Annotated in this window: 15 protein-coding genes; 7 read left to right on the forward strand and 8 right to left on the reverse strand. The window is 44.2% G+C overall.

The genetic code is table 11. The features are described from left to right. Positions 1-104 precede the first annotated feature (104 nt). Complete coding sequence (locus SJY39_RS14050; RefSeq protein WP_016785551.1) at positions 105-1,970, reverse strand: fructose-specific PTS transporter subunit EIIC; 1,866 nt, start codon at positions 1,968-1,970, stop codon at positions 105-107. 320 nt (positions 1,971-2,290) lie between these two features. On the opposite strand from SJY39_RS14050, the gene SJY39_RS14055 reads away from it, so the two are divergent. Together SJY39_RS14055 and SJY39_RS14060 are read left to right on the forward strand one after the other, a co-directional pair. Further along, on the forward strand, positions 2,291-2,593 hold the full coding sequence (locus SJY39_RS14055; protein WP_010432939.1) for a PTS fructose transporter subunit IIB: 303 nt from the start codon (positions 2,291-2,293) through the stop codon (positions 2,591-2,593). 7 nt (positions 2,594-2,600) lie between these two features. Further along, positions 2,601-3,374 (forward strand): PTS sugar transporter subunit IIA, encoded by a 774-nt coding sequence (locus SJY39_RS14060; RefSeq protein ID WP_016767002.1) that lies wholly within the window; start codon positions 2,601-2,603, stop codon positions 3,372-3,374. Positions 3,375-3,523: 149 nt separating this feature from the next. Here the strand turns inward: SJY39_RS14060 and SJY39_RS14065 are convergent, their stop codons facing one another. Further along, entirely contained in the window at positions 3,524-5,302 is a 1,779-nt protein-coding gene (locus SJY39_RS14065) for a sodium:solute symporter family protein (protein WP_010432926.1), read from the reverse strand. A 552-nt stretch (positions 5,303-5,854) separates the two neighbouring features. Beyond that, positions 5,855-6,694 carry a helix-turn-helix transcriptional regulator gene (locus tag SJY39_RS14070; protein WP_016767000.1) on the reverse strand — a complete coding sequence of 280 codons (840 nt, stop codon included), beginning with the start codon at positions 6,692-6,694 and terminating at the stop codon, positions 5,855-5,857. 378 nt (positions 6,695-7,072) lie between these two features. On the opposite strand from SJY39_RS14070, the gene SJY39_RS14075 reads away from it, so the two are divergent. From SJY39_RS14075 to SJY39_RS14090, 4 genes are all read left to right on the forward strand, one after another. Then, positions 7,073-8,977 carry a fructose-specific PTS transporter subunit EIIC gene (locus tag SJY39_RS14075; protein ID WP_016793195.1) on the forward strand — a complete coding sequence of 635 codons (1,905 nt, stop codon included), beginning with the start codon at positions 7,073-7,075 and terminating at the stop codon, positions 8,975-8,977. A 116-nt stretch (positions 8,978-9,093) separates the two neighbouring features. Beyond that, the gene (gene manA, locus SJY39_RS14080) at positions 9,094-10,311 is read left to right on the forward strand and encodes a mannose-6-phosphate isomerase, class I (RefSeq protein ID WP_010432916.1); all 1,218 of its coding nucleotides are present in this window, start codon (positions 9,094-9,096) and stop codon (positions 10,309-10,311) included. Between the two features lie 247 nt (positions 10,312-10,558). Beyond that, on the forward strand, positions 10,559-10,999 hold the full coding sequence (locus tag SJY39_RS14085) for a PTS sugar transporter subunit IIA (protein WP_372275190.1): 441 nt from the start codon (positions 10,559-10,561) through the stop codon (positions 10,997-10,999). Between the two features lie 13 nt (positions 11,000-11,012). Continuing rightward, on the forward strand, positions 11,013-12,437 hold the full coding sequence (locus tag SJY39_RS14090; RefSeq protein ID WP_029203050.1) for a fructose-specific PTS transporter subunit EIIC: 1,425 nt from the start codon (positions 11,013-11,015) through the stop codon (positions 12,435-12,437). A 158-nt stretch (positions 12,438-12,595) separates the two neighbouring features. On the opposite strand, the gene SJY39_RS14095 is transcribed toward SJY39_RS14090, so the two are convergent. The 3 genes from SJY39_RS14095 to SJY39_RS14105 form a co-directional block, all read right to left on the reverse strand. After that, entirely contained in the window at positions 12,596-14,101 is a 1,506-nt protein-coding gene (locus SJY39_RS14095; protein WP_016766994.1) for a bifunctional diguanylate cyclase/phosphodiesterase, read from the reverse strand. 225 nt (positions 14,102-14,326) lie between these two features. Then, positions 14,327-15,529 (reverse strand): diguanylate cyclase, encoded by a 1,203-nt coding sequence (locus tag SJY39_RS14100; protein ID WP_010432905.1) that lies wholly within the window; start codon positions 15,527-15,529, stop codon positions 14,327-14,329. A 504-nt stretch (positions 15,530-16,033) separates the two neighbouring features. Further along, entirely contained in the window at positions 16,034-17,659 is a 1,626-nt protein-coding gene (locus SJY39_RS14105; RefSeq protein ID WP_016766993.1) for an ABC transporter substrate-binding protein, read from the reverse strand. 320 nt (positions 17,660-17,979) lie between these two features. Between SJY39_RS14105 and mpaA the strand changes: the two genes are divergently transcribed. Then, a complete protein-coding gene (gene mpaA, locus SJY39_RS14110) occupies positions 17,980-18,681 on the forward strand; it encodes a murein tripeptide amidase MpaA (protein ID WP_230554750.1) in 702 nt (233 codons plus the stop codon). A gap of 103 nt (positions 18,682-18,784) precedes the next feature. On the opposite strand, the gene SJY39_RS14115 is transcribed toward mpaA, so the two are convergent. Continuing rightward, on the reverse strand, positions 18,785-19,816 hold the full coding sequence (locus SJY39_RS14115; RefSeq protein WP_010432896.1) for an HlyD family secretion protein: 1,032 nt from the start codon (positions 19,814-19,816) through the stop codon (positions 18,785-18,787). Beyond that, positions 19,813-20,124, reverse strand: coding sequence for a hypothetical protein (locus SJY39_RS14120; protein ID WP_010432893.1), 312 nt, complete (start codon positions 20,122-20,124; stop codon positions 19,813-19,815). Before SJY39_RS14120 ends, SJY39_RS14115 begins: the two co-directional genes overlap by 4 nt. Between the last annotated feature and the right edge of the window lie 42 nt (positions 20,125-20,166).

The following is a 20,166-nucleotide window of genomic DNA, read 5'->3' on the forward strand; positions in this document are numbered from 1 at the left end:
GACCTGTTAGATTGAGCACAATACAAAAAGACTCCACTTTCACCTTAACAGGTCTAGAGCGGAGTCTTTTTAGTTTGGAGCCGATAAACTGTGCGGTCTAAGGATTACACCTTTCTCATGATCAACGCCTGCGCATTAAGCATCGCCTCTTTGGTGCTGACATCTAACGTTTTGACATTCGCAAAGCGCTCGACTTCCTTAATCGCCACATCGTGAGCGAAGATCACCAACCTTGCCCTTTCAATGTCTTTTTGTGTAATGCGATTACCTATCCCGTTGGCACCTTGTGTTTCGACTTTAATCCGAACCCCAAGATGATGCGCCGCCTTTTCCAAAGACTTAGCCGCTAGGAAAGTGTGGGCAACACCAGATGGACAAGACGTGATCGCAAGTACATCCGCTTGCCCTTCTTCTGTCACCGAACAACCCGCAAACTGGTTAGAGTGAGCCTCACCTTCGACCACATTCTTTTTCAGCAGTATCACAATTAAAGCTGTTGTTAGTGCTCCCGCGAGTGTGCCAATGATGTAGCCAATCTTGCCATCTACCACAGGCAGCACAATCCAACCACCCCATGGCGCATGGTTAACCACATGAAACATAAAGCCAACCACATTACCGACAATACCACCAGCCACGACAGCAGGCAGAACACGAGCAGGGTCGGCGGCTGCAAAGGGAATCGCACCTTCACTGATGCCGATCATTCCCATGATTCCCGCTGCTTTTCCGGCTTCGCGTTCGTCTCGTTTAAACTTCTTCGGCGATATGAAAGTCGCCAATGCCATGCCAAGTGGCGGTGTACAAATTGCTATCCCGACGCCTCCCATCAACCATGGCTGAGTATTCACCTGCGTTTGAGCAAACAGTGTAGCGACCTTGTTGATCGGGCCGCCCATATCAAAGGCCGTCATCGCGCCTAAAATACTGCCGAGCACCATCTTTCCTGAACCCGCCATGCCCGTGAGCATTTGGTTCATTTCAAGCATTACTTGAGCTATCGGAGAGCCAATCACCCACATCACCGCCCCACAAGTGACGAAGGTGCCAACGAGTGGATAGATGAAGATAGAGCTTAACGAGATCATACTGTCTGGCAGCTTGATCTTCTTTAGTAGGTTCACCACAAAACCCGCAAAGAAGCCGACCACTATCGCCCCAAGAAAGCCTGTGTTGTATTGATTCACCGCAACCCAAGAACCAATCATACCGGGCGCTAAACCCGGTTTGTCGGCCATTGAGTAGGCGATGTAGCCGCCTAATACGGCAGTAAAGAGGGTTAAGCCAGCGATGCCCATCTGCGCGATATCTGCCAGCACGCCACTCTCTGGTACTGCGCCGTGACCCGACATCATCACCGACAAAGACAACAACACACCGCCCGCGACCACGAATGGGATCATGTGCGAAGTTCCGTACAGCAGGTGTTCTTTTAGACGATTAAGAGATTGAGCCCAAGGGCTAAGTGGTTCGACGTAAACTTCATGATGGCTTGAGGCGTAACTATCGAACGATTCAGAATTAGCTTCGAGAAACAACTCTTGAGCTTCCTCGACCGACTCAACCGCCTTTAATTTTGTAACAAAGTTATCTTCAATCAGCTTGGTCGAGATCTGAGCCAGTACCTCGATATGATGGTCATCATTGTTGTCAGGCGAAGCGAGCATGAAGAACACATCAGACAGTTCACCACCATCAGCACCATAATCAATACCCGCTCGGCTAATCCCAACCGCAACGGCAGGCTTAGCAACCGCGGTACTTTTCGCGTGTGGAATGGCGATACCATCGTCAAAGCCCGTATTACCAATGGCCTCACGCTTCCAAATGTCATCAAGGAATTCACTTTTATTGGAAAGCTTACCAGCACGGTCGAGCAGTTCGACAAGCTCTTCAAATACCGCCTGTTTTGAGTCTGCTTTCAATTCCAAGCAGATAATCTCGGGCTCGATAATGTCAGTGATATCCATGTGCTGCCTCGTCCGAGTACCAATTTGAATGAATGAGATAAAGAGGTTAATAAGATGAAAAGATTAACGGTGTGGGGGCACTCAATATATAGGACGAAAGGTGCATTAACTGGATTATTGTAACCAAGAACTCAGAGTGTGACTTTCACCTTGGAATAAAAAACGCCAATCCATAAAATCCACAGAACCCATAACAATATCGCCCCTCCCCTATGCGAGCTTTCCATACTGGATTTCCCACGCAAGATAGCTTTTGCAAAATAGCTTCTGAAAGGTAGCTTATGTAACGTAACAGGGACGAGATTAAGCCGAGAATAATAATGAGAATTGTAGCGGTAACTGCGTGCCCTACAGGCATCGCACACACCTATATGGCAGCTGATGCTTTAAATAAAACAGCCCCTAAATTCAACGTTTCAATCAAAGTTGAAACACAAGGCGCTATGGGTATTGAAAACTTACTCTCTGCACAGGACATTAGCCTCGCAGACAAGGTGTTGATCGTCTCTGATATCGACATTGAACAGCCAAGCCGCTTCGACCCAGCTAAAACCTTATTCATTCCAATGGAAGAAGTGTTGTTGAGTGTCGATAAAGTCTTTATTAAGCATTGTCGAACCTAAACCTTTCATGAACGAATATCAGATCACCTTCTTCGTTGACGATCCTGCAGCTAACTCACACGTTGCGCAGCCACTTAGCCGCTTAGCAAAGAAATTCAAAAGTACCATCCGAATTATCAACATCACTCAAAATCGAACGGCTGATCTCTCCAAATCTGTTGCGATGTTGCAAGTGGGCCTACTTCGTGGCGATTTGTGCCAGATCACTGCCATTGGCATCGATGCCGAGCTAGCGTGTTTCGTTCTTAAAGATGTGATTGCTGAGCATTACGCCATGGTCGGCTCACAAGTGAACCATGAGTTCTCGAAAGACTTAATCCAGCGCATGCCGCAGATATGCCCGCCTTGTGACATCAAGTGGCACCATGCCAAAGCACAAACTCAACTGACCAAATTTGAATGCTTGAAAGGGCTTGCTCATCTGGTGTATCCACAAGATCCGGATGAACTGATTCTGGCGTTTATTAAACGAGAGGAACGCTCTTCGACGTGTGTGTCACCTGGGATCGCACTGCCGCATGTGATGTTTGAATCGACTCAAGATCTCTCGATTGCAGTCATTGTCAGTGATGATCCTATTGATTGGGCATCACGCATTGGTGAAGTGCATGTTGCCATCGCTTTGGTACTGCCTACCAAGCCACAGCGAGAGCACATTGTGGCGGCCACTAATCTAACCAGAAACCTGCTTCATGATCAGGTCAATGAACGTCTACAAAAGACCCGAAGCAGTGTCGACCTACAAGCCCTGTTGATGTACATCTCTTCACGTCTGATTTAATTCTTCTCTCCCTTTTAAATTCATTTCCTTGATTAACTAAGTTACTCGCTCCATTGGTTATAATCTCCATTGTTCACACAATAAAAAACGGCTGAGCAATTACGCTCAGCCGTTCTATTCTAAATGGCTTATCTTGTAGGTTTAGTTACCTAAGCCGTTTTGTTCTCTTGTTTCGCATCTTCCACCGAGTCGTCCACGGCTTTCACCAGCATCAGACCAACGATAAACACGATACCGCCACACAGTACGAACATCATTCTTCCCCAGAATGGGTTCGGTAGAGCAAACATCGCCATTACTGCCACACCAGATACTGCAATCAGTGAGCCCAGCATGTGACGTTGTTTGTTATCCAATTTCTTCTGTGCTGTTGATTCAGAAACCAACGGTGTCGCAAGGTTGTTGAAGAAGGTATCGACATCTTTCTGACGAGACGCTTCTAATGGTTTGTAGAACAAAGTCGACAGAATGAAGAAGCCACCGGTAAACGTTAAGTGAGCAATCAGACCTACCGCTACTTTCAAATCAGACCATTCACGGCCTGTTAGCGGCTCTAGATTGAACCAGTTTTGTAGCATTTCAGCGGTAATCACGAAACCTACGATGTAAGACACAATCGCGCCAACCACTAGCGTGCCCCAACCTGCCCAGTCCGGAGTCTTCTTAATGAAGAAGCCACAGAATGCTGGAATCGTCATTGGGAAACCGATTAATGCACCAACGTACATCATAGTGTCGAACAAGCTCAAACCTTTCAGCGAGTTGATAAACAGTGCGATAAGGATGATAGCGACACCGAAAACCGAAGACATCAACTTAGACACAACCATCAACTCTTTCTCTGTCGCGTTTGGACGAAGAATAGGTTGGTAGAAGTTGATAACAAAGATACCTGAGTTACGGTTTAAACCTGAGTCCATTGAAGACATAGTTGCTGCAAACATTGCTGCGATGAGAAGCCCCACCATACCTGCTGGCATGTATTGCTCTACGAAGTATAGGTAAGCGAAGTCGCCCGCTTTAGAACCAGCATCTGGGTAATGCGCCGCAAGATCAACGCCTTGCCCTGCCACGAACCAAGGTGGCATGAACCAAATGATTGGACCAATTGTCATCAGAATACACGCCAACAGAGCCGCTTTTTTCGCATTCTTTGAATCTTTTGCAGCTAAGTAACGATAAGAGTTCAACATGTTGTTGGTGATACTGAACTGTTTGAAGAAGATGAAGAATGCCCAGATTCCGAAGATGCTTACGTAGTTCAGATTGTTACCAGAAACAAATGACGCGCCTTCTGCAACAGGGAAATCGTTGATGATTTCAGTAACGCCACCACCCTGCACGATAGCCACAGCTGCACACGTTACCGTTACCGCCATGATGATAACCATCTGCATGAAGTCAGACGCGATAACCGCCCATGAACCGCCAGTAACCGACATCACCAGTACAACAAGACCGGTTAGAACGATGGTTGTCGTCATATCGAAGCCAAAGATGCCCGATGCAATAATCGCCAAGCCATTTAGCCAGATACCCGCAGAAACAATACTGTTCGGCATGCCAGACCAAGTAAACACTTGCTCGTTGAAGCTACCAAATCGCATGCGTATCGCGTCAATTGGCGTTACTACACGCAGTTGACGAAATTTCGGAGCAAAGTACAGGTAGTTCATCAAGTAACCAAATGCGTTTGCTAGGAAGATTACCGCGACAGCCATACCATCGGCATACGCTTTACCTGCTGCACCGGTGAAAGTCCAAGCACTGAACTGAGTCATAAACGCAGTTGCGCCAACCATCCACCAAAGCATGTTACCGCCCCCGCGGAAATAGTCACTGGTTGTACTGGTGAACGTTCTAAACATCCAACCTATTGCGATAAGGAAAAGGAAATAAATTCCTACGATCAGAGTATTGAGTTCCATGAATTAAGTCTTCTTTATTATTAATATCTGAAGAGCATATTATCCATAGAAAATTTAATTTGTAGTATTATAAGTCAAGATTGTGATGGGACATATAAACCTGAATATTCTATTTCGAGGCATTAATTACGCGCTAGTAAACAAAGAATAATCCGACATGAAGTAAACATTTAAAATCAATCACTTAAAAGAACCTCAATCAGTAACTCGGACAACAATAACAAGATTTTGTCGTCTCGATAAGTGGTTTTTAATTTACTTAACATTCATTAAATGCATCGCGTTAATACATCAACTCTCACACGTTTAATTCAATTAATAGAGAGCGGAAATAATAAGCAACTCGCAAAGCTAACTCTTAATGTTATTAATTAGGGGTATTTAGTGAAGTGGGATAAATAGAAAAACGAGCTTAGAGATGAAGCGTAGGAATAAACACTAGAGGAAAACACAAAGTAAGTGACCACCACAGCTCAGAGCCAGCAGTGATGCTCTAGTCATACAAATTTCGGTCGTATAAGCTCAGGTCAGAAAAGGGAACTTTAGAGTATATTAGATTGAACCACGATATTCGGTTGGGGTTTTTCCTGTTCGGTTTTTAAATACTCGGCAGAAGTAGTTCACATCTTTAAAGCCACAGCGGACTGACACTTCATTGAGTTTGAAGTTGTACTTCTTAAGCATGAACTTAGCGCGGTCGACACGAACACGGGTAATGTACTCCGCCAGGGTCATGTGGCCTTGTTGACGGAACATTCGCGACAAGTGGTTCGATGAAATGCTAAAGCGAGAGGCAATGCTGTCTCGGGTTATTTGGCGGTGGAAGTTCTCTTGAATGTAGATACAGATCCCCTGATACACATCCTGTACTCGGCTATGAGATTTTTCTACGGGCGCTTCCAACATCGTCTTGCTGTATTGCAGTAGAGCTTGCAACAATAACTCATCCATCGGCTGCTTGTTACTCTCTCTCGCTAACGAACTTAGCGCCTCCAAAATGTTATCAATCGCAAACCCAGAACGAGTCTGAATACTGTGCTTTTGAATATCGTAAAAGCTCTCCTCGCCTTTGCGCTTACTCACCAAACTTAAACCCAGCTGACGACGACCAAATAGCATGCTCAACACCGAACAGTCGGTATCCCAGTTAGGTTTATTCCAACAGTTCGGAGGGATGAAAATTGCGTCTCCGGCTTTGGCAATAACGTTGGTTATTTTGCGATCATGACTCTCCATTTCATTAACGTACTCTCCGTCTAGCACCAACTCTAAACGTGGAAAGTTCACCTGGTAACTGCACGCTGGAGGCGTATGAAAATCTCCAGCAAACCAGATGTTGTGAAACGGTTCTCGCTCATTTAATACAGAGGAGATTAAGTCATGAAATATCATTTTTAAAACTCTTATGGGCAGCAATAAAGCTATGGGAATAGATATACTCCTTAGTGAAACATAGTGCTATTGAGCAAAATCACAATTTGAGATCTAGGTTACAAAAATCCAGTTTTAGAAATAAATTTCCAGTGCGGAAATTGATGAAGCACGTTGTTTCCTGGATAACGAAATACGCCCAAGCCCTTATAAATAAAAGCCTCAAAACATCTTAAACTCTGTCAACACAAGCCTAAAAACGACCACTCGACCGATCAAAATCACACTCCATTTATAACGCAACAATCATCCAGTAAATGCATTTTTTCTTCACTACAGAAGCTAAGCCATAGATTCCAAAATACCCCTAACAAAATAAAAATAGAGTAGGGGTTCATTATGATCACAACATTGATCAATCAAGATTTGATTAAGCTTTCGCTTAGCGCTGATTCAAAAGAAGACGTATTTAAAGAGCTGATAGACGTACTTTATGCGCAAGGTCGAATTTCAGACAAAGCACAGTTTCTTGCCGACATTAAGGCGCGTGAAGAACAAGGCAACACAGGGTTTGAAGAAGGCATCGCCCTGCCACATGCGAAAAGCGCTGCGGTGATCAAACCCGCGGTTGTTATCGGCGTCCATAAACAGGGCATCGAATACGGCGCCGATGACGGTCAGCCATCAAAACTGTTCTTCATGATTGCCTCTCCTGATGGCGGCGATAATCACCACATCGAAGTATTGGCAGAGCTTTCTTCAAAACTGATTAAAGAAGGCTTTATTGAAAGCTTTATGAATGCTCAATCTGAACAAGAAGCATTAGAACTACTGCTTAGCAAACCTGAGCCTTCAGAAACGGAAACCAACGTTGAGAAACAAGGCTTCATCATTGGTGTGACAGGCTGCCCAGCTGGCGTTGCGCACACTTATTTGGCAGCTGAAGCGCTAGAGAAAGGCGCGGCGGCTCTTGGCTACGACATCAAGGTCGAAACTAACGGTTCTATTGGTGTTAAAAACAGCCCGACTCAAGAAGAGATCGAACGCGCCGACGCGATTGTCGTGGCTTGTGATAAACAGGTCGACATGGCTCGCTTTGCCGGAAAACGCGTCATCAGCACCAACGTAAAAGCACCAATCAAAGACGCACAAGACTTGATTAAGCAAGCGCTCAACGCACCTAGTTACCAATCTGAACAAACGCCGACCAACCAATCTGTTGTAGAAAAAGCCTCACAAGCGCGTTCAGACCTTTATCGTTACCTGATGAATGGCGTATCACACATGATCCCATTCGTAGTCACTGGCGGCCTATTGATTGCCCTTGCACTGGCGATTGGCGGCGAGCCAAGTGAATCAGGCATGGCGATTCCTGCTGGCAGCATGTGGAACCAAATTCTAGAAGTCGGTGTGGTTGCGTTCACCCTGATGATCCCAATCTTGGCTGGCTACATTGCTTACGCGATTGCTGACCGCCCTGCCCTAACCCCTGGCCTTATCGGTGGTTGGATTGCTAACAACGGCTCTTTCTACGGCGCTGACGCAGGTACAGGCTTTATTGGCGCAATCATCGCTGGCCTATTAGTCGGCTACTTCGTTAAATGGATTACCTCGTTTAACTACCACAAGTTCGTTCAACCGCTTGTGCCTATCATGATCGCTCCGATCACAGGTTCTCTATTCATCGCGGGTCTATTCATCTTTGTTATCGGTGCACCTATCGCAGGGCTAATGGATGCTCTAACTGCACTACTAACGAGCATGAGTACAGGCAACGTGGTTCTGCTAGGCATCGTACTGGGTGGCATGGCCGGTTTCGATATGGGCGGTCCGTTCAACAAGGTGGCGTTCCTATTCTCAGTCGGCATGATTGCCAGCGGTCAAACTCAGTTCATGGGTGCAATGGCATGTGCAATTCCTGTCGCTCCACTGGGTATGGCTATCGCAACCAGACTTGGCCGTAAGTTCGACCTGTTCGAATCTTCTGAAATTGAAGCGGGTAAAGCAGCAGGCGCGATGGGCTTAGTAGGTATCTCTGAAGGTGCAATTCCTTTCGCGGCTCAAGACCCGATGTCGGTTATCCCTGCCAACGTACTTGGCTCAATGACTGCTGCGGTAATGGCGTTCTCATTTGGTATCACCAACAGCGTTGCCCACGGTGGTCCAGTTGTCGCTCTATTAGGCGCTATGAACTACCCAATGCTGGCACTTCTGTGTATGGCTTCAGGTGCGGGCGTGACTGCGGTTACTTGCATCGCACTTAAAAATCTACGCAAAGCCAAGCTAACGACAGCAGCGGCTTAAACCATTTCAACTCCAATGGCTTGAACCCTTCTACTCTCCTTTTTTTAGTCGCTAATACTTTAGTTGCAAATAGGTCGAATAGAGCTCAAGCCATGTTTCCCTTCATGGTGATTTCGATGTCTGATTTTTCTTTAGCGAACGATTCGTTCGTACAACGCTTTTTCTACCCTATGACCAACGTGATTCAAAACTACGCATGGGGTAGCCCTTCTTCGTTTAGCCAACTGTTTGGTATTGATAACCAGTCTGGTGAGCCGCAAGCGGAGATCTGGATGGGTGCTCACCCGAATGGTTGCTCAATGGTCACTGATAACGGGCAGCAGACCACATTATCGAGCTTGATTTCTAAGAACCTCAACCTGTTCTTAAGCGAGAAAGTAGCAAGTCGTTTTGGTGAGCTGCCATATCTATTCAAGGTGTTAGCAGCAGAGAAAGCGCTGTCTGTTCAAGTTCACCCGAACAAGCAACAAGCGGAATCTGGATATGCTCTTGAAGAGCAGCAAGGCATTCCGATGACAGCGGGTAACCGTAACTACAAGGATCCCAACCACAAACCAGAGCTGGTGTATGCCCTAACCGACTACACCGCGATGAATGGCTTTAGGTCGATCAACGAGATTCTTGAGCACTTCCATTACCTTGATATTCCCGAACTGCATTCGATGGTCAATGACCTCGCGGGCGACCAAACGCCTAATGGATTAGCGAGCTTCTTCGCGAGCTTATTGTCTTTGCAAGGTGAACAAAAAGGCATGGCGCTGACCATGTTGCTGGTGAAGGCGAAGCTTTCAGATACACCTGTGTTTCAGTTGATTTCAGAGCTGGAAGATCAATACCCAGGTGATGTCGGCCTATTCGCACCACTGCTATTGAACGTGATCACCCTAAAGCCGGGGCAAGCCATGTATCTGGATGCCGAAACGCCCCACGCTTACATCAAAGGGACAGGCTTAGAGATCATGGCGAACTCAGACAATGTGTTGCGCGCTGGGTTGACGCCTAAATACATGGACGTGAATGAGCTGGTTTCTTGTACTCGATTTAATGAAAAGCCTGCGGATAGATTACTGCTCAGCCCTATTGAACAAGGTGATGTGATGGAATACGAAATTCCAGTGGAGGATTTTAAGTTCTCTATCGTGCAAAACTCACATCAACGACAGATCACCACCGAAGGTGCCGAGATCCTATTGCCGCTTGACGAATCTATGGTGCTCACTCACCAATGTGGCGAAACCTGCGTGATAGAGAAAGGCCAGTCCGTGTTCATTCCTGCTTATGCAGAGAGCTATAAACTGGATTGCGCTGGACGCGTAGCGCGCGCTTACAGCTAGCTCCCTTAGAACTCAGTACAAAGTCTTACTGCCCTGCTCATGCGGGGCATTTTTGTTTCTGAGGAGGTCGCTCGGCGTATCAAAAACATAATCAAATATGACCTATCTCGCACTGCATTAATGATGCAAATCACACTTAATTTTGCTGGATACAAATGTACAGTGAAGGGCTTTTATTTGCTATTTCGCGAATGCCGTTAATCCATTAATTTTAATTCAAGAACTTCAAAAGTGAATGAGTTAATAAATGATCACACAGCTAACTAACGTCAACTTAATTAATAACAACCTTCAAGCGAATAATAAAAAAGAACTGTTTGAAGAATTGGCAGGTATGTTATTTGAGAACAACCGAATCAGTAATAAAGAAGCCTTCTTGGCAGACATCGAAATTCGTGAATCTCAAAGCATTACCTCAATGGACGGTATCGCTTATCCGCACTCAAAAAGCAAGGCTGTCACTGAGCCAGCAATCGCTGTCGGTGTTAAGCGTGAAGGCATTGAGTATGGCGATGAAGACGGCATCAATCCAACCGTGTTTTTTATGATCGCATCACCCGACAACGGTGCTGACCATCATATTTATGTACTACAAGAACTGTTTGGAAAATTCAGCGATGAATTTATCCAGAATATCCATAACGCAAAAGATGAACATCAAATCCTTGATATTTTAATTAATTCATAAGGCGTAGAAAATTATGAGCACCCTAGCAAATCAAGCTACGAATACCAGTAGCAATTCTAATAATAGAAATAGTAGTAGCGACTATAAAAAAATCCTCAGTACCATGAAAGGCCATCTGCTTTTCGGAACCTCACACATGCTGCCTTTCATCGTAGCCGGTGGTGTTCTGTTGGCCTTAGCGGTCATGGCATCAGGCAAAGGTGCGGTTCCAGCCGACGGTTTGCTGGCAGACATCTCTAATATCGGTATCAAGGGCCTTGTTCTTTTCCCAATCATTCTTGGCGGCTTTATTGGTTACTCAATTGCAGATAAACCAGCACTTGCTCCTGCGATGATCTCTTCTGGCATCATGGCTGACATGGGCGGTGGCTTCCTTGGTTGTATCGTGGCAGGCTTTATCGCCGGTGGCGTGGTGTTCCAACTTAAGAAGATCCCGCTTTCTGCAAACATGACTGCGCTGGGTGCTTACTTCATCTACCCGCTTCTAGGCACGTTAATCTCTGCTGGTATCGTACTGTGGGGCATCGGTGAGCCAATCAAACTGTTCATGTCTTCAATGAACGAATTCCTAGCTTCAATGGCTGGCGCATCTAAGATGGTTCTAGGCACAATCCTTGGCGGTATGACGGCGTTTGATATGGGCGGCCCTATCAACAAAGTAGCGACCCTATTTGCTCAAACTCAAGTAGACACGCAACCTTGGCTAATGGGCGGCGTAGGCATCGCAATTTGTACACCACCTCTAGGCATGGCACTGGCGACTTTCCTATTCAAAAACAAGTTCTCTAAACAAGAGCGAGAAGCAGGAAAAGCAGCAGCAATTATGGGTTCTATCGGTATCTCGGAAGGAGCTATCCCATTCGCAGCAAACGACCCAATGCGCGTACTTCCTTCAATCGTTGCCGGTGGTATCGTGGGCTGTGTATTCGGCTTCATGACAGACGTTCTACTGCACGCACCGTGGGGCGGCCTAATCACGGCACCAGTATCTAGCAACATTCCAATGTACGTTGTCGGTATTGCGCTAGGTTCACTGACAACAGCGGTTATCGTTGGTTTCTGGAAACCTGTAGCAGTTGAAACCGAAGAAGACATGGTTGAAGCACCAGTACAAGCTCAAGCAGCTCCTGTAGCAGGCGAAGGCGAGTACGACATCGTAGCCGTAACATGTTGCCCTTCTGGTGTTGCACACACCTTCATGGCAGCGAAAGCTCTAGAGAAAGCAGGCTTAGCAGCAGGCCTTAACATTAAGGTAGAAACTCAAGGGCAAAACGGTATTCAGAACCGCATCACTGACCTAGATGTGGCGAACGCAAGACTGGTTATCTTGGCTCACGATATTCAAGTGAAAGACGCTCACCGCTTTGCGAATGCGAACGTGATTGAGTGTTCAACGAAGGAAGCAATGAAGAAAGCTGCGACTATGGTGGCTATCTAAAATCTGAAACAAGTTAGAAGATAAAATTACTACCCCCTAGTAGCTAAAATCCCCATTCGTTTTGTCAGCGAATGGGGATTTTTTTATTGGTAGACCGACAAATCCTTCTCGATAATCAGTCATCTGAGTGTCTGTCATATAATATGAAAAGAAACTCGTTATGTTGCTGAACATGGTTCTGTTTCAGAAGTGATACTTTCTTTTAACTGTTTGGACGGCACCGGATAGCCAAGATAATAACCTTGGGCTTGTTCGCAATTTAACGTTTTTAAAATTGACAACTGTTGGGCATTTTCAACCCCTTCAGCCACCACATGAATGCCAAATCCTCGAGCTATATCAATGATCCCAGACGTTATGGCTCTAGAACGATAATCATCTTCTAACCCATTGATATAACTGCGATCAACTTTAATCTCATCAACATCCAACTTACTGAATATACCAAAAGAAGTGTAACCAACACCAAAGTCATCTATCGAAAAAGATACCCCATGCTTTTTTAATTTTTGAACAGCGATTGCACACTGATCTATATCTTTTAAAATAGCGGTTTCAGTGATTTCAAGACAAAGTAAGCGAGCAAATTCGGGGTCCTTTCGTAGATAATTATCCAGATGGTCCATGTCATCCACGCTATTTAGCTCTACCGCTGAAATATTGACCGAGACACTATTAAGGACACTCCCAAGCAAACCACAAGCTCTTAGTTGTACCGCAGTTTTCTCTAGAACTAACGTGGTCAAATCTCGACAAAAATGATTCTCTTCTGCTAGCGCGACAAAGATATCAGGTGAAACAACACCATAGCGTTCATGCGTCCAACGGGATAACACTTCCACACCTGAGACGAGTCTATTTTCAATGTTGTATTTCGGCTGAAAAACAATATCAATCGCTTTGTCATCAATCGCTTTACGTAACTCTTGCACCATTTCTTGACGCTGGCGTTCAAGCTCTGTGAGTTTGGGGTCATGAAATTCAATCGAATTTTTGCTTTTTTTTGCTTCCGTTAAAGCATGGGTCGCTGACGCCATAAGTTGTTTGGCATTATGACCATCCGAAGGAAATAGGGCGGCACCGATACAGCAAGTTGCGTTGGTATTATAACGATAAGCACATTGGTTAAATCTACGATGTACGAGAGCAATGTAGGATTCAATATCTTCTTTATCATTGAGTTTGACTAAACACGCAAAACCATCGGAGTGTACCCGAGACGAAAGCGGTAGATGCTCAATAGGAAGTTCAATAGATCGTGCGATATCTTTTAAAAATGAATTAGTGTTTTCAAACCCAATCTGGTCAGCGACAGATTTGAAGTTATCAATGTCGAGTAAGAAGAGGACATAATGATCAGTGACCTGGGACTTTTTCAGTCTTTTGTTTAAATATCGATAAAAAACTGATGGGCTATGAAGTCCAGTTACACTATCAAGGTCGTTGGCGCTCTCTAAATCACGATTATTTTTCCGAACCATTATCCACAATAAAGTAGACGTCAGAACGATAAAGATCAGACCTTTGATTGTCTGTGCTAAAGCATGTTCTTGTAAGTCATTTGATAGTGATTCAACCGCAAGATCAGAGAAAAAAACCCATAATGATGACAGTATTAAGTAGCTGAGTACTATATTTACCGGATATCGTTTTATCTTATTCATCGTTAGCTGCTGTCTCTCAATCTAATGTGTCATGACTCATATGTTATAAATTGTCCATAACGTAGCACTAACATAAGTCACAATCTACCGTTCGAGCTTTTATTTTTTAACCTTAGTTTGGCAATTTTCATCACAGCTCTAGGCAACAAAAAATTTTAAGGTTAAAACATTACAAAAACAATTTGTGAGAATGCTAGGTATCCACTGAACTAACTCTTAGTCAAACTAGGAGTTGCTTACCGCTTTTGTTGGTATCGAGTAATTGTTATGTGACTCTTCAATCACAATGGTATTTCGTCCTTTGAGCTTTGCTTGATAAAGAGCTCTGTCCGCGCGCGCGACACAGTCTTTCCAATTTTCATTTTCTGATAGCAAGCTAATACCAAAACTTGACGTAATTTTCAGGGATGGTTGTTGCTCAAGTCTGATCTTCTGAATCGCCGAGCGTAGCTTTTCTGAAAGCGCAGCGGCTCGTTCCAGGTTCGAATTGGGTAACCAGATAAGAATTTCATCTCCTCCAAGCCGGAAGACCGTATTAGGTAAATCGATTAACCTCAATACCGTTGTCGCTAAAGCTTTAATCGCATCGTCACCTACAAGATGCCCAAACTGATCGTTCACTTGTTTAAAGTTATCGATATCCAGTAATACAATGCAAACCGGCTTATAATTCACCTGTACTTGATGTTTTTTTACTGCCTGATCCAGAGCTCGACGGTTCTTTAGTGCCGTAAGAGGATCCTGTTGTGAAAGGCATTGAAGTGAATGTACGAGCCTCGCGTTTATCAACCAAAGCATTGAGAAGGACATAGATACAATAAGAATAATACTTAAAATATACGTATATTCATTTAAGTAGTTCGCGCTGATAAGGCTATTCATCTCGTTCAATGAAAAATGCGTTTTTATAGCTCGAAAAGTCATAAAAAAGCTATAAATAATAAAAGGCAAAGCCATCATATTTACAGCCAACGAAAGATCATTCCTTTTCCCGTTCAGTATCACTATAGCCGAACTTGCGGTTACGAATGCTAAGTAGAGACTCATAACAATAATGCGGTTTTGAATAGACTGTTCGTAATAAGTAAATTGAACAAAACTTACTAAAACCAAAAACAGTGCAATGCGACTATATTGAACAATCTGACGTGAATGACGACGAAAAACAGTCAAACTATGTAGTACCAAATGAAAACCATAAGCAATGGTTAAATTTCCAACAATAATACTCATAAAGTCCGAGATAGAGCCTCTCAAGCTTAATAGTATGGTACCACTGCCAATCACGAACATAGATGATGAAAAAAGGGAAAGCCCCAGAACTTGTTTCTGAGCTGACTGGAATAATAACAAGCCAATACTAAAGATAAGTGAGAATATAATGAAAATTATACTTAGAGTTCTTATATCTAACGGGAAATTATCCATATTTTTCCTTAAATAGGATAGAAAATCATATCATATTGCTTTTATTAAACATGACATGTTGCTTTCTACCTTCCTTCTCTCATTTCAATTTTTCATCAAGCAAATTAAAATGCACTAAACTGCATAGCACCGCAACAATACAGGCGGCCGAGTATAGCAATTTTTAATACAAATCACATCTCTGAACCATTTCTCCTACCTTGAGAGATTTTGTTCTATGGAACGAACTGATATAAGGGTTAGTAAAAAATCAAATAGCTCCATAAGCGATAATCCAGTTCTTTAAGTTACTGCCTTTCTTAGTTAATCCATTATAAATAAAGTGGGTAACAGTTGAAATATGTCACTACCTGAAATAGGGTTAAACAGGTATTTTCATAATAAGAACATCAGAAGGACATTGATCAGATATTGATGATCAACGTCCCTTTTCTTCTATTTCTTATTTCTATTTTTATACTCAATGCCTTCGCTTCGTCATATCAGAGCTCGCATCAGGATTATCTATTCTTTGATATAAAGATCCTTAGAATAGATGCGCCCTTCAACGTTGTTCTTAGCAAAACCACCGACACTTGGTCGCACTAGGCGGGCCTGCATGTAGTAATAGATTGGCGCGATAGGCATATCTTCAGCCAGTAACTGCTCGGCTTGATCATAGAAACTTTGGCGATCTTGCTCATTGGTTGCGGCTAATGCGCTGTCCATCGCTGAGTCGTACTTGTCGTTGTTGTAACGAGCAAAATTACCCGATGACTCAGAGCGCAATAGGCTCAAGAAGGTCGACGCTTCATTGTAGTCACCACACCAAGACGCTCGCATTACATCAAAATCACCTTGGCGACGTGATACTAGGTAAGACTTCCACTCTTGGTTTTCCAGCTCAACTTGCGCGCCTAGGTTACCTTTCAACATTGAAGCGATGGCCACTGCAATCGACTTGTTCGACTCACTGGTGTTGTAGAGCAATTTGAAATCCAATGGATTAGCTGCATCGTACCCCGCTTCTTTCAGTAGCTCTTTTGCTTTTTGGTCACGTTCCTTTTGAGTCCATGTGCTGTATTCAGGCTGAGTCGCATCAAAACCTGCCGTGTACTCATGGGCAAAAGTATAAGCAGGTAGGTTACCCACCTGAGTGACACCATTGGTGATCACATCACGCATCATTGAATACGATACCGCTTTACGCACTCGTGAATCGTCAAACGGTGGACGCGTGGTATTGAACGCGTAGTAGTAGGTACACAACAAAGGTACCGCGGTAAACGCATCTTGGTATTTGGTTTTAAGCTGCTGCGCCATGTGTGTTGGTACGTCAGACGTGATATCGACCTCGCCCACCGCATAACGGTTAATCGAAGCGTTTTGGTTTTCGAACGGAATGTAAGTCACTTGGGTTAGATTGGTATCTGAGCTATCCCAGTAGTTAGAATTCTTCTTCAGTTCAATCCGTTCGTTAACCACCCACTCATCTAAAACAAAAGCGCCATTCCCTACAAACTGCTTAGGGTCGCTCCACGGCTTATCGCTGTTTTCTAGCGTTGCCTTATGAACGGGCATCATAGATGTGTGACCCGTCATCGCAACAAAGTATGGCACTTTGCTATCAAGATCGAACTTCACCGTGTGTTTATCGACAGCAGAGATACCGAGCTCTTCGACGGGCTTTTTACCTTCTGCTACGTCAGCAATATTGTTGATTTTGGTAAGCTTGAGATACCAAACATTCGGCGAAGCAAGTTTCGGGTCTACCGCACGTCTTATCGCATACACGAAATCATCGGCTGTCACCGGATCGCCATTCGACCATTTAGCATCTTTACGTAGGTGGAATACAAACGTCTGGTTGTCTTCGGTTTCCCAAGATTCCGCAACACCAGGAGTAATGTTGCCATCGCGATCTTGAATCACTAAACCTTCAAATAGGTCTCGTAAAATGTGCATTTCAGGCAGGCCTTCAGCTTTCGCAGGATCGAGTGTCGCCGCTTCTGCATCATTGGCACGAACTAAGTGTTGGTCTTTTGCCAATGAAACACCAGCAGGTAAGGTTTCAGCAACGGCTGTCACTGCGATAAAAGGGGTCAATAGAGATGAAATGAGTAAAGCCGTTGAATGTTTTTTAAAATCCATGTTTTTTTGCTCTCCTAGCCTATCTTTGAAGCAAGTAATAAAATTAACAATGTGACGGTTGACGAGTTTTGACGCTATGGTTTATTAAATAGAGGTCATCTAAATAGTAGTTATAGCAATCACAGTAAGTAAGTGTTCAAAAATAGCGCAGGAAAAAAGCTTGAGAACAAGGCGGCTTTTTTCGATAAGTAGTTATTCTACAATCAAAAAATCTAACGACGTTATCGAGATTTTTAACAAGCTAGGGTGAACAGTTATTTACTACGATTGGTTTTACTATTTGATAGTACTTGATCAATCAGGAGATTAAGGTGAGTTTAATTCCAAGAACGGAAAGAGCTGCGTTTTCGATAAAGCCGCTGTCATATGGAAAATCGGTGTTAGGTGCGCCTTTGCTCTACTTCCCCGCACAAATAGAAAGCGAATCTCGCGGGCTGATTTTAGCAGGCACACACGGCGATGAAACCGCTTCTATCGCGGGTTTGTCTTGCGCCCTAAGAAGCTTGCCTGCCGCCAACTTACGACACGATGTGATTCTGTCGATGAACCCAGATGGCAATCAGCTAGGTACCCGCGCTAATGCTAACCAAGTCGATTTGAACCGCGCCTTTCCGACTCAAAACTGGACTGAAAACGGCACCGTCTATCGCTGGAGTTCCCACACACCTGTCAGAGATGTCAAAGTGAAAACCGGCCAAGCCAACCAGCTCGAACCAGAAGTGCAGTCACTCATCAACCTCATTGAGCAACGCAAACCCAAGTTCGTCATCTCTTTCCACGAACCTCTCGCCATGGTCGACGACCCAAACCAATCAGAACTCGCCTCTTGGTTAGGCAAACAGTTCAACCTACCAATCGTCGAAGACGTTGATTACGAAACCCCAGGCTCATTCGGCACTTGGTGCCAAGAAAGAAACCTACCGTGTATTACCGTAGAATTACCACCCGTTTCTGCGGATTTGACTATCGAACAGTATTTGGATGCGTTTGTGGTGGTGTTGAGGTGTGAGGGTATTGTTTAGAGAAACACGTTTGGGATATTTCTGAGTTAGAGAGAGGCGTAAAAGAGTTTCATATGTTTTACGCCTTTTTGTAGATTAATTTAGAGCTAGCTAATAAAAAACACTAAATCGCCAATAGATACGATTTCACAGACGCAAGACGTAAAGTGGCCCCACCAATGATGTCTATAAAACCGAGTATAGGGTAAGGCTTAGACGCACTGATCCATGCTGAGCCTGTCGCGCCAATCGGTATTTTTTTCATCGTTTCTTCATCAATTTCTAAAATAACGGTTCGACCAATTGCTGGAGAGCCCCTTTGAATGTGTGCCGAAACTCGCTGCTCTTGTGGTAGTAAATTTCCTTGAGCCTCACCGGTTGCTTTTACTTTACTGTGAACTCGAGAGCGGAAAATTTGCCCTGGAAAAGTATCAATAAAGAACTCGCTAAACTGACCTTTTTCGATATTGGCAAACGCTTGATCAGGGATACGCATTTCGACAAACTTCTTCGATGTATCCCACACATGCAGAGAACCAACTCGAGATCCATCAGCAATAAAAACATGGGTGATCATGCCATCAAATGGCGCTCGAACCGTAAGGCGGTCAAGGTCAAACATCAAGCTTTGTTTCTTAGCGAGCAAACCATCTTTCTTGGCATGCAACACGTTCAACTCAGCCATAAAAAACTCAACGTTGTCTTGAGTTTCTTCTAACTCTTTAAGGCTAACATGTTGCTCTAAGTTCTGGTTACGCGATAGGTTTCGCTTAGCTTGGGCCACTTTCACTTCTTGAGCTTCAATGGTTCTATCAATTTCAATCAGACCAGAATCAACCTCAGAAATCGACGCAGAGATCAGATCATCTTTGAGAGTGTAAAGTACTTCGCCTTTTTTCACATCGCTATTATGATCAACGTATATTTTGTCGATGTGTTGACCAAGCGTTGGAGACATCACAGCATGGGGGGCTTTGACAGTGGTTGAATTGGTCAAATCAATCGGCGAATAGAAACGATGGCCGACAAACAAACTCACCAGTAACAGCAAGCCAATCACAACAGACACAAAGTAATTCTTAGGGGTTCGTTTGAGTACATTAAATTTGAATAACAACCAAACCACTAATATGTAGGGGAGCATGATCTCTTTCATTGCGAAGCGCCTCTAATCCACTGTTGTAATTTATCCCAGTCCGTCACAATCGCGAGCACCGCAATAATCCAGAGCGGTTTGTAAAACATGCCCAATATGCACAGCCAAAAAATCAACTTGGCCTGAGCCAAACCACGCTCTTTAGCAAGATGTTTGGGAATAGAATGGACATACCATAGCTTGCTCAATGTCCATACAAGGATGCCCAACGTGACTGCCACAATGAACCACATGAACAATGTCGATTCTAGAATGTTGTAGACCGAAGGATACGCATCGTAAACTAAGGTAGTTGGATGAATCTTCATACGATTTCCTAAATTATCATCCCGCCTCTAAGGCAAAGCCAT

It is taken from the genome of Vibrio sp. R78045 (genome assembly GCF_042466085.1).
Taxonomy (GTDB): Bacteria; Pseudomonadota; Gammaproteobacteria; order Enterobacterales; family Vibrionaceae; genus Vibrio; species Vibrio cyclitrophicus.

Excerpts from the sequence above, each read along its gene's own strand:
- SJY39_RS14060 (WP_016767002.1), top strand. The coding sequence starts at position 2,601 with ATGAACGAATATCAGATCACCTTCTTCGTTGACGATCCTGCAGCTAAC.
- SJY39_RS14065 (WP_010432926.1), bottom strand. The coding sequence starts at position 5,302 with ATGGAACTCAATACTCTGATCGTAGGAATTTATTTCCTTTTCCTTATC.
- manA (WP_010432916.1), top strand. The coding sequence starts at position 9,094 with ATGTCTGATTTTTCTTTAGCGAACGATTCGTTCGTACAACGCTTTTTC.
- SJY39_RS14055 (WP_010432939.1), top strand. The coding sequence starts at position 2,291 with ATGAGAATTGTAGCGGTAACTGCGTGCCCTACAGGCATCGCACACACC.
- SJY39_RS14070 (WP_016767000.1), bottom strand. The coding sequence starts at position 6,694 with ATGATATTTCATGACTTAATCTCCTCTGTATTAAATGAGCGAGAACCG.
- SJY39_RS14105 (WP_016766993.1), bottom strand. The coding sequence starts at position 17,659 with ATGGATTTTAAAAAACATTCAACGGCTTTACTCATTTCATCTCTATTG.
- SJY39_RS14115 (WP_010432896.1), bottom strand. The coding sequence starts at position 19,816 with ATGAAAGAGATCATGCTCCCCTACATATTAGTGGTTTGGTTGTTATTC.
- SJY39_RS14095 (WP_016766994.1), bottom strand. The coding sequence starts at position 14,101 with ATGAATAAGATAAAACGATATCCGGTAAATATAGTACTCAGCTACTTA.
- SJY39_RS14100 (WP_010432905.1), bottom strand. The coding sequence starts at position 15,529 with ATGGATAATTTCCCGTTAGATATAAGAACTCTAAGTATAATTTTCATT.
- SJY39_RS14050 (WP_016785551.1), bottom strand. The coding sequence starts at position 1,970 with ATGGATATCACTGACATTATCGAGCCCGAGATTATCTGCTTGGAATTG.
- SJY39_RS14090 (WP_029203050.1), top strand. The coding sequence starts at position 11,013 with ATGAGCACCCTAGCAAATCAAGCTACGAATACCAGTAGCAATTCTAAT.
- SJY39_RS14120 (WP_010432893.1), bottom strand. The coding sequence starts at position 20,124 with ATGAAGATTCATCCAACTACCTTAGTTTACGATGCGTATCCTTCGGTC.
- SJY39_RS14085 (WP_372275190.1), top strand. The coding sequence starts at position 10,559 with ATGATCACACAGCTAACTAACGTCAACTTAATTAATAACAACCTTCAA.
- SJY39_RS14075 (WP_016793195.1), top strand. The coding sequence starts at position 7,073 with ATGATCACAACATTGATCAATCAAGATTTGATTAAGCTTTCGCTTAGC.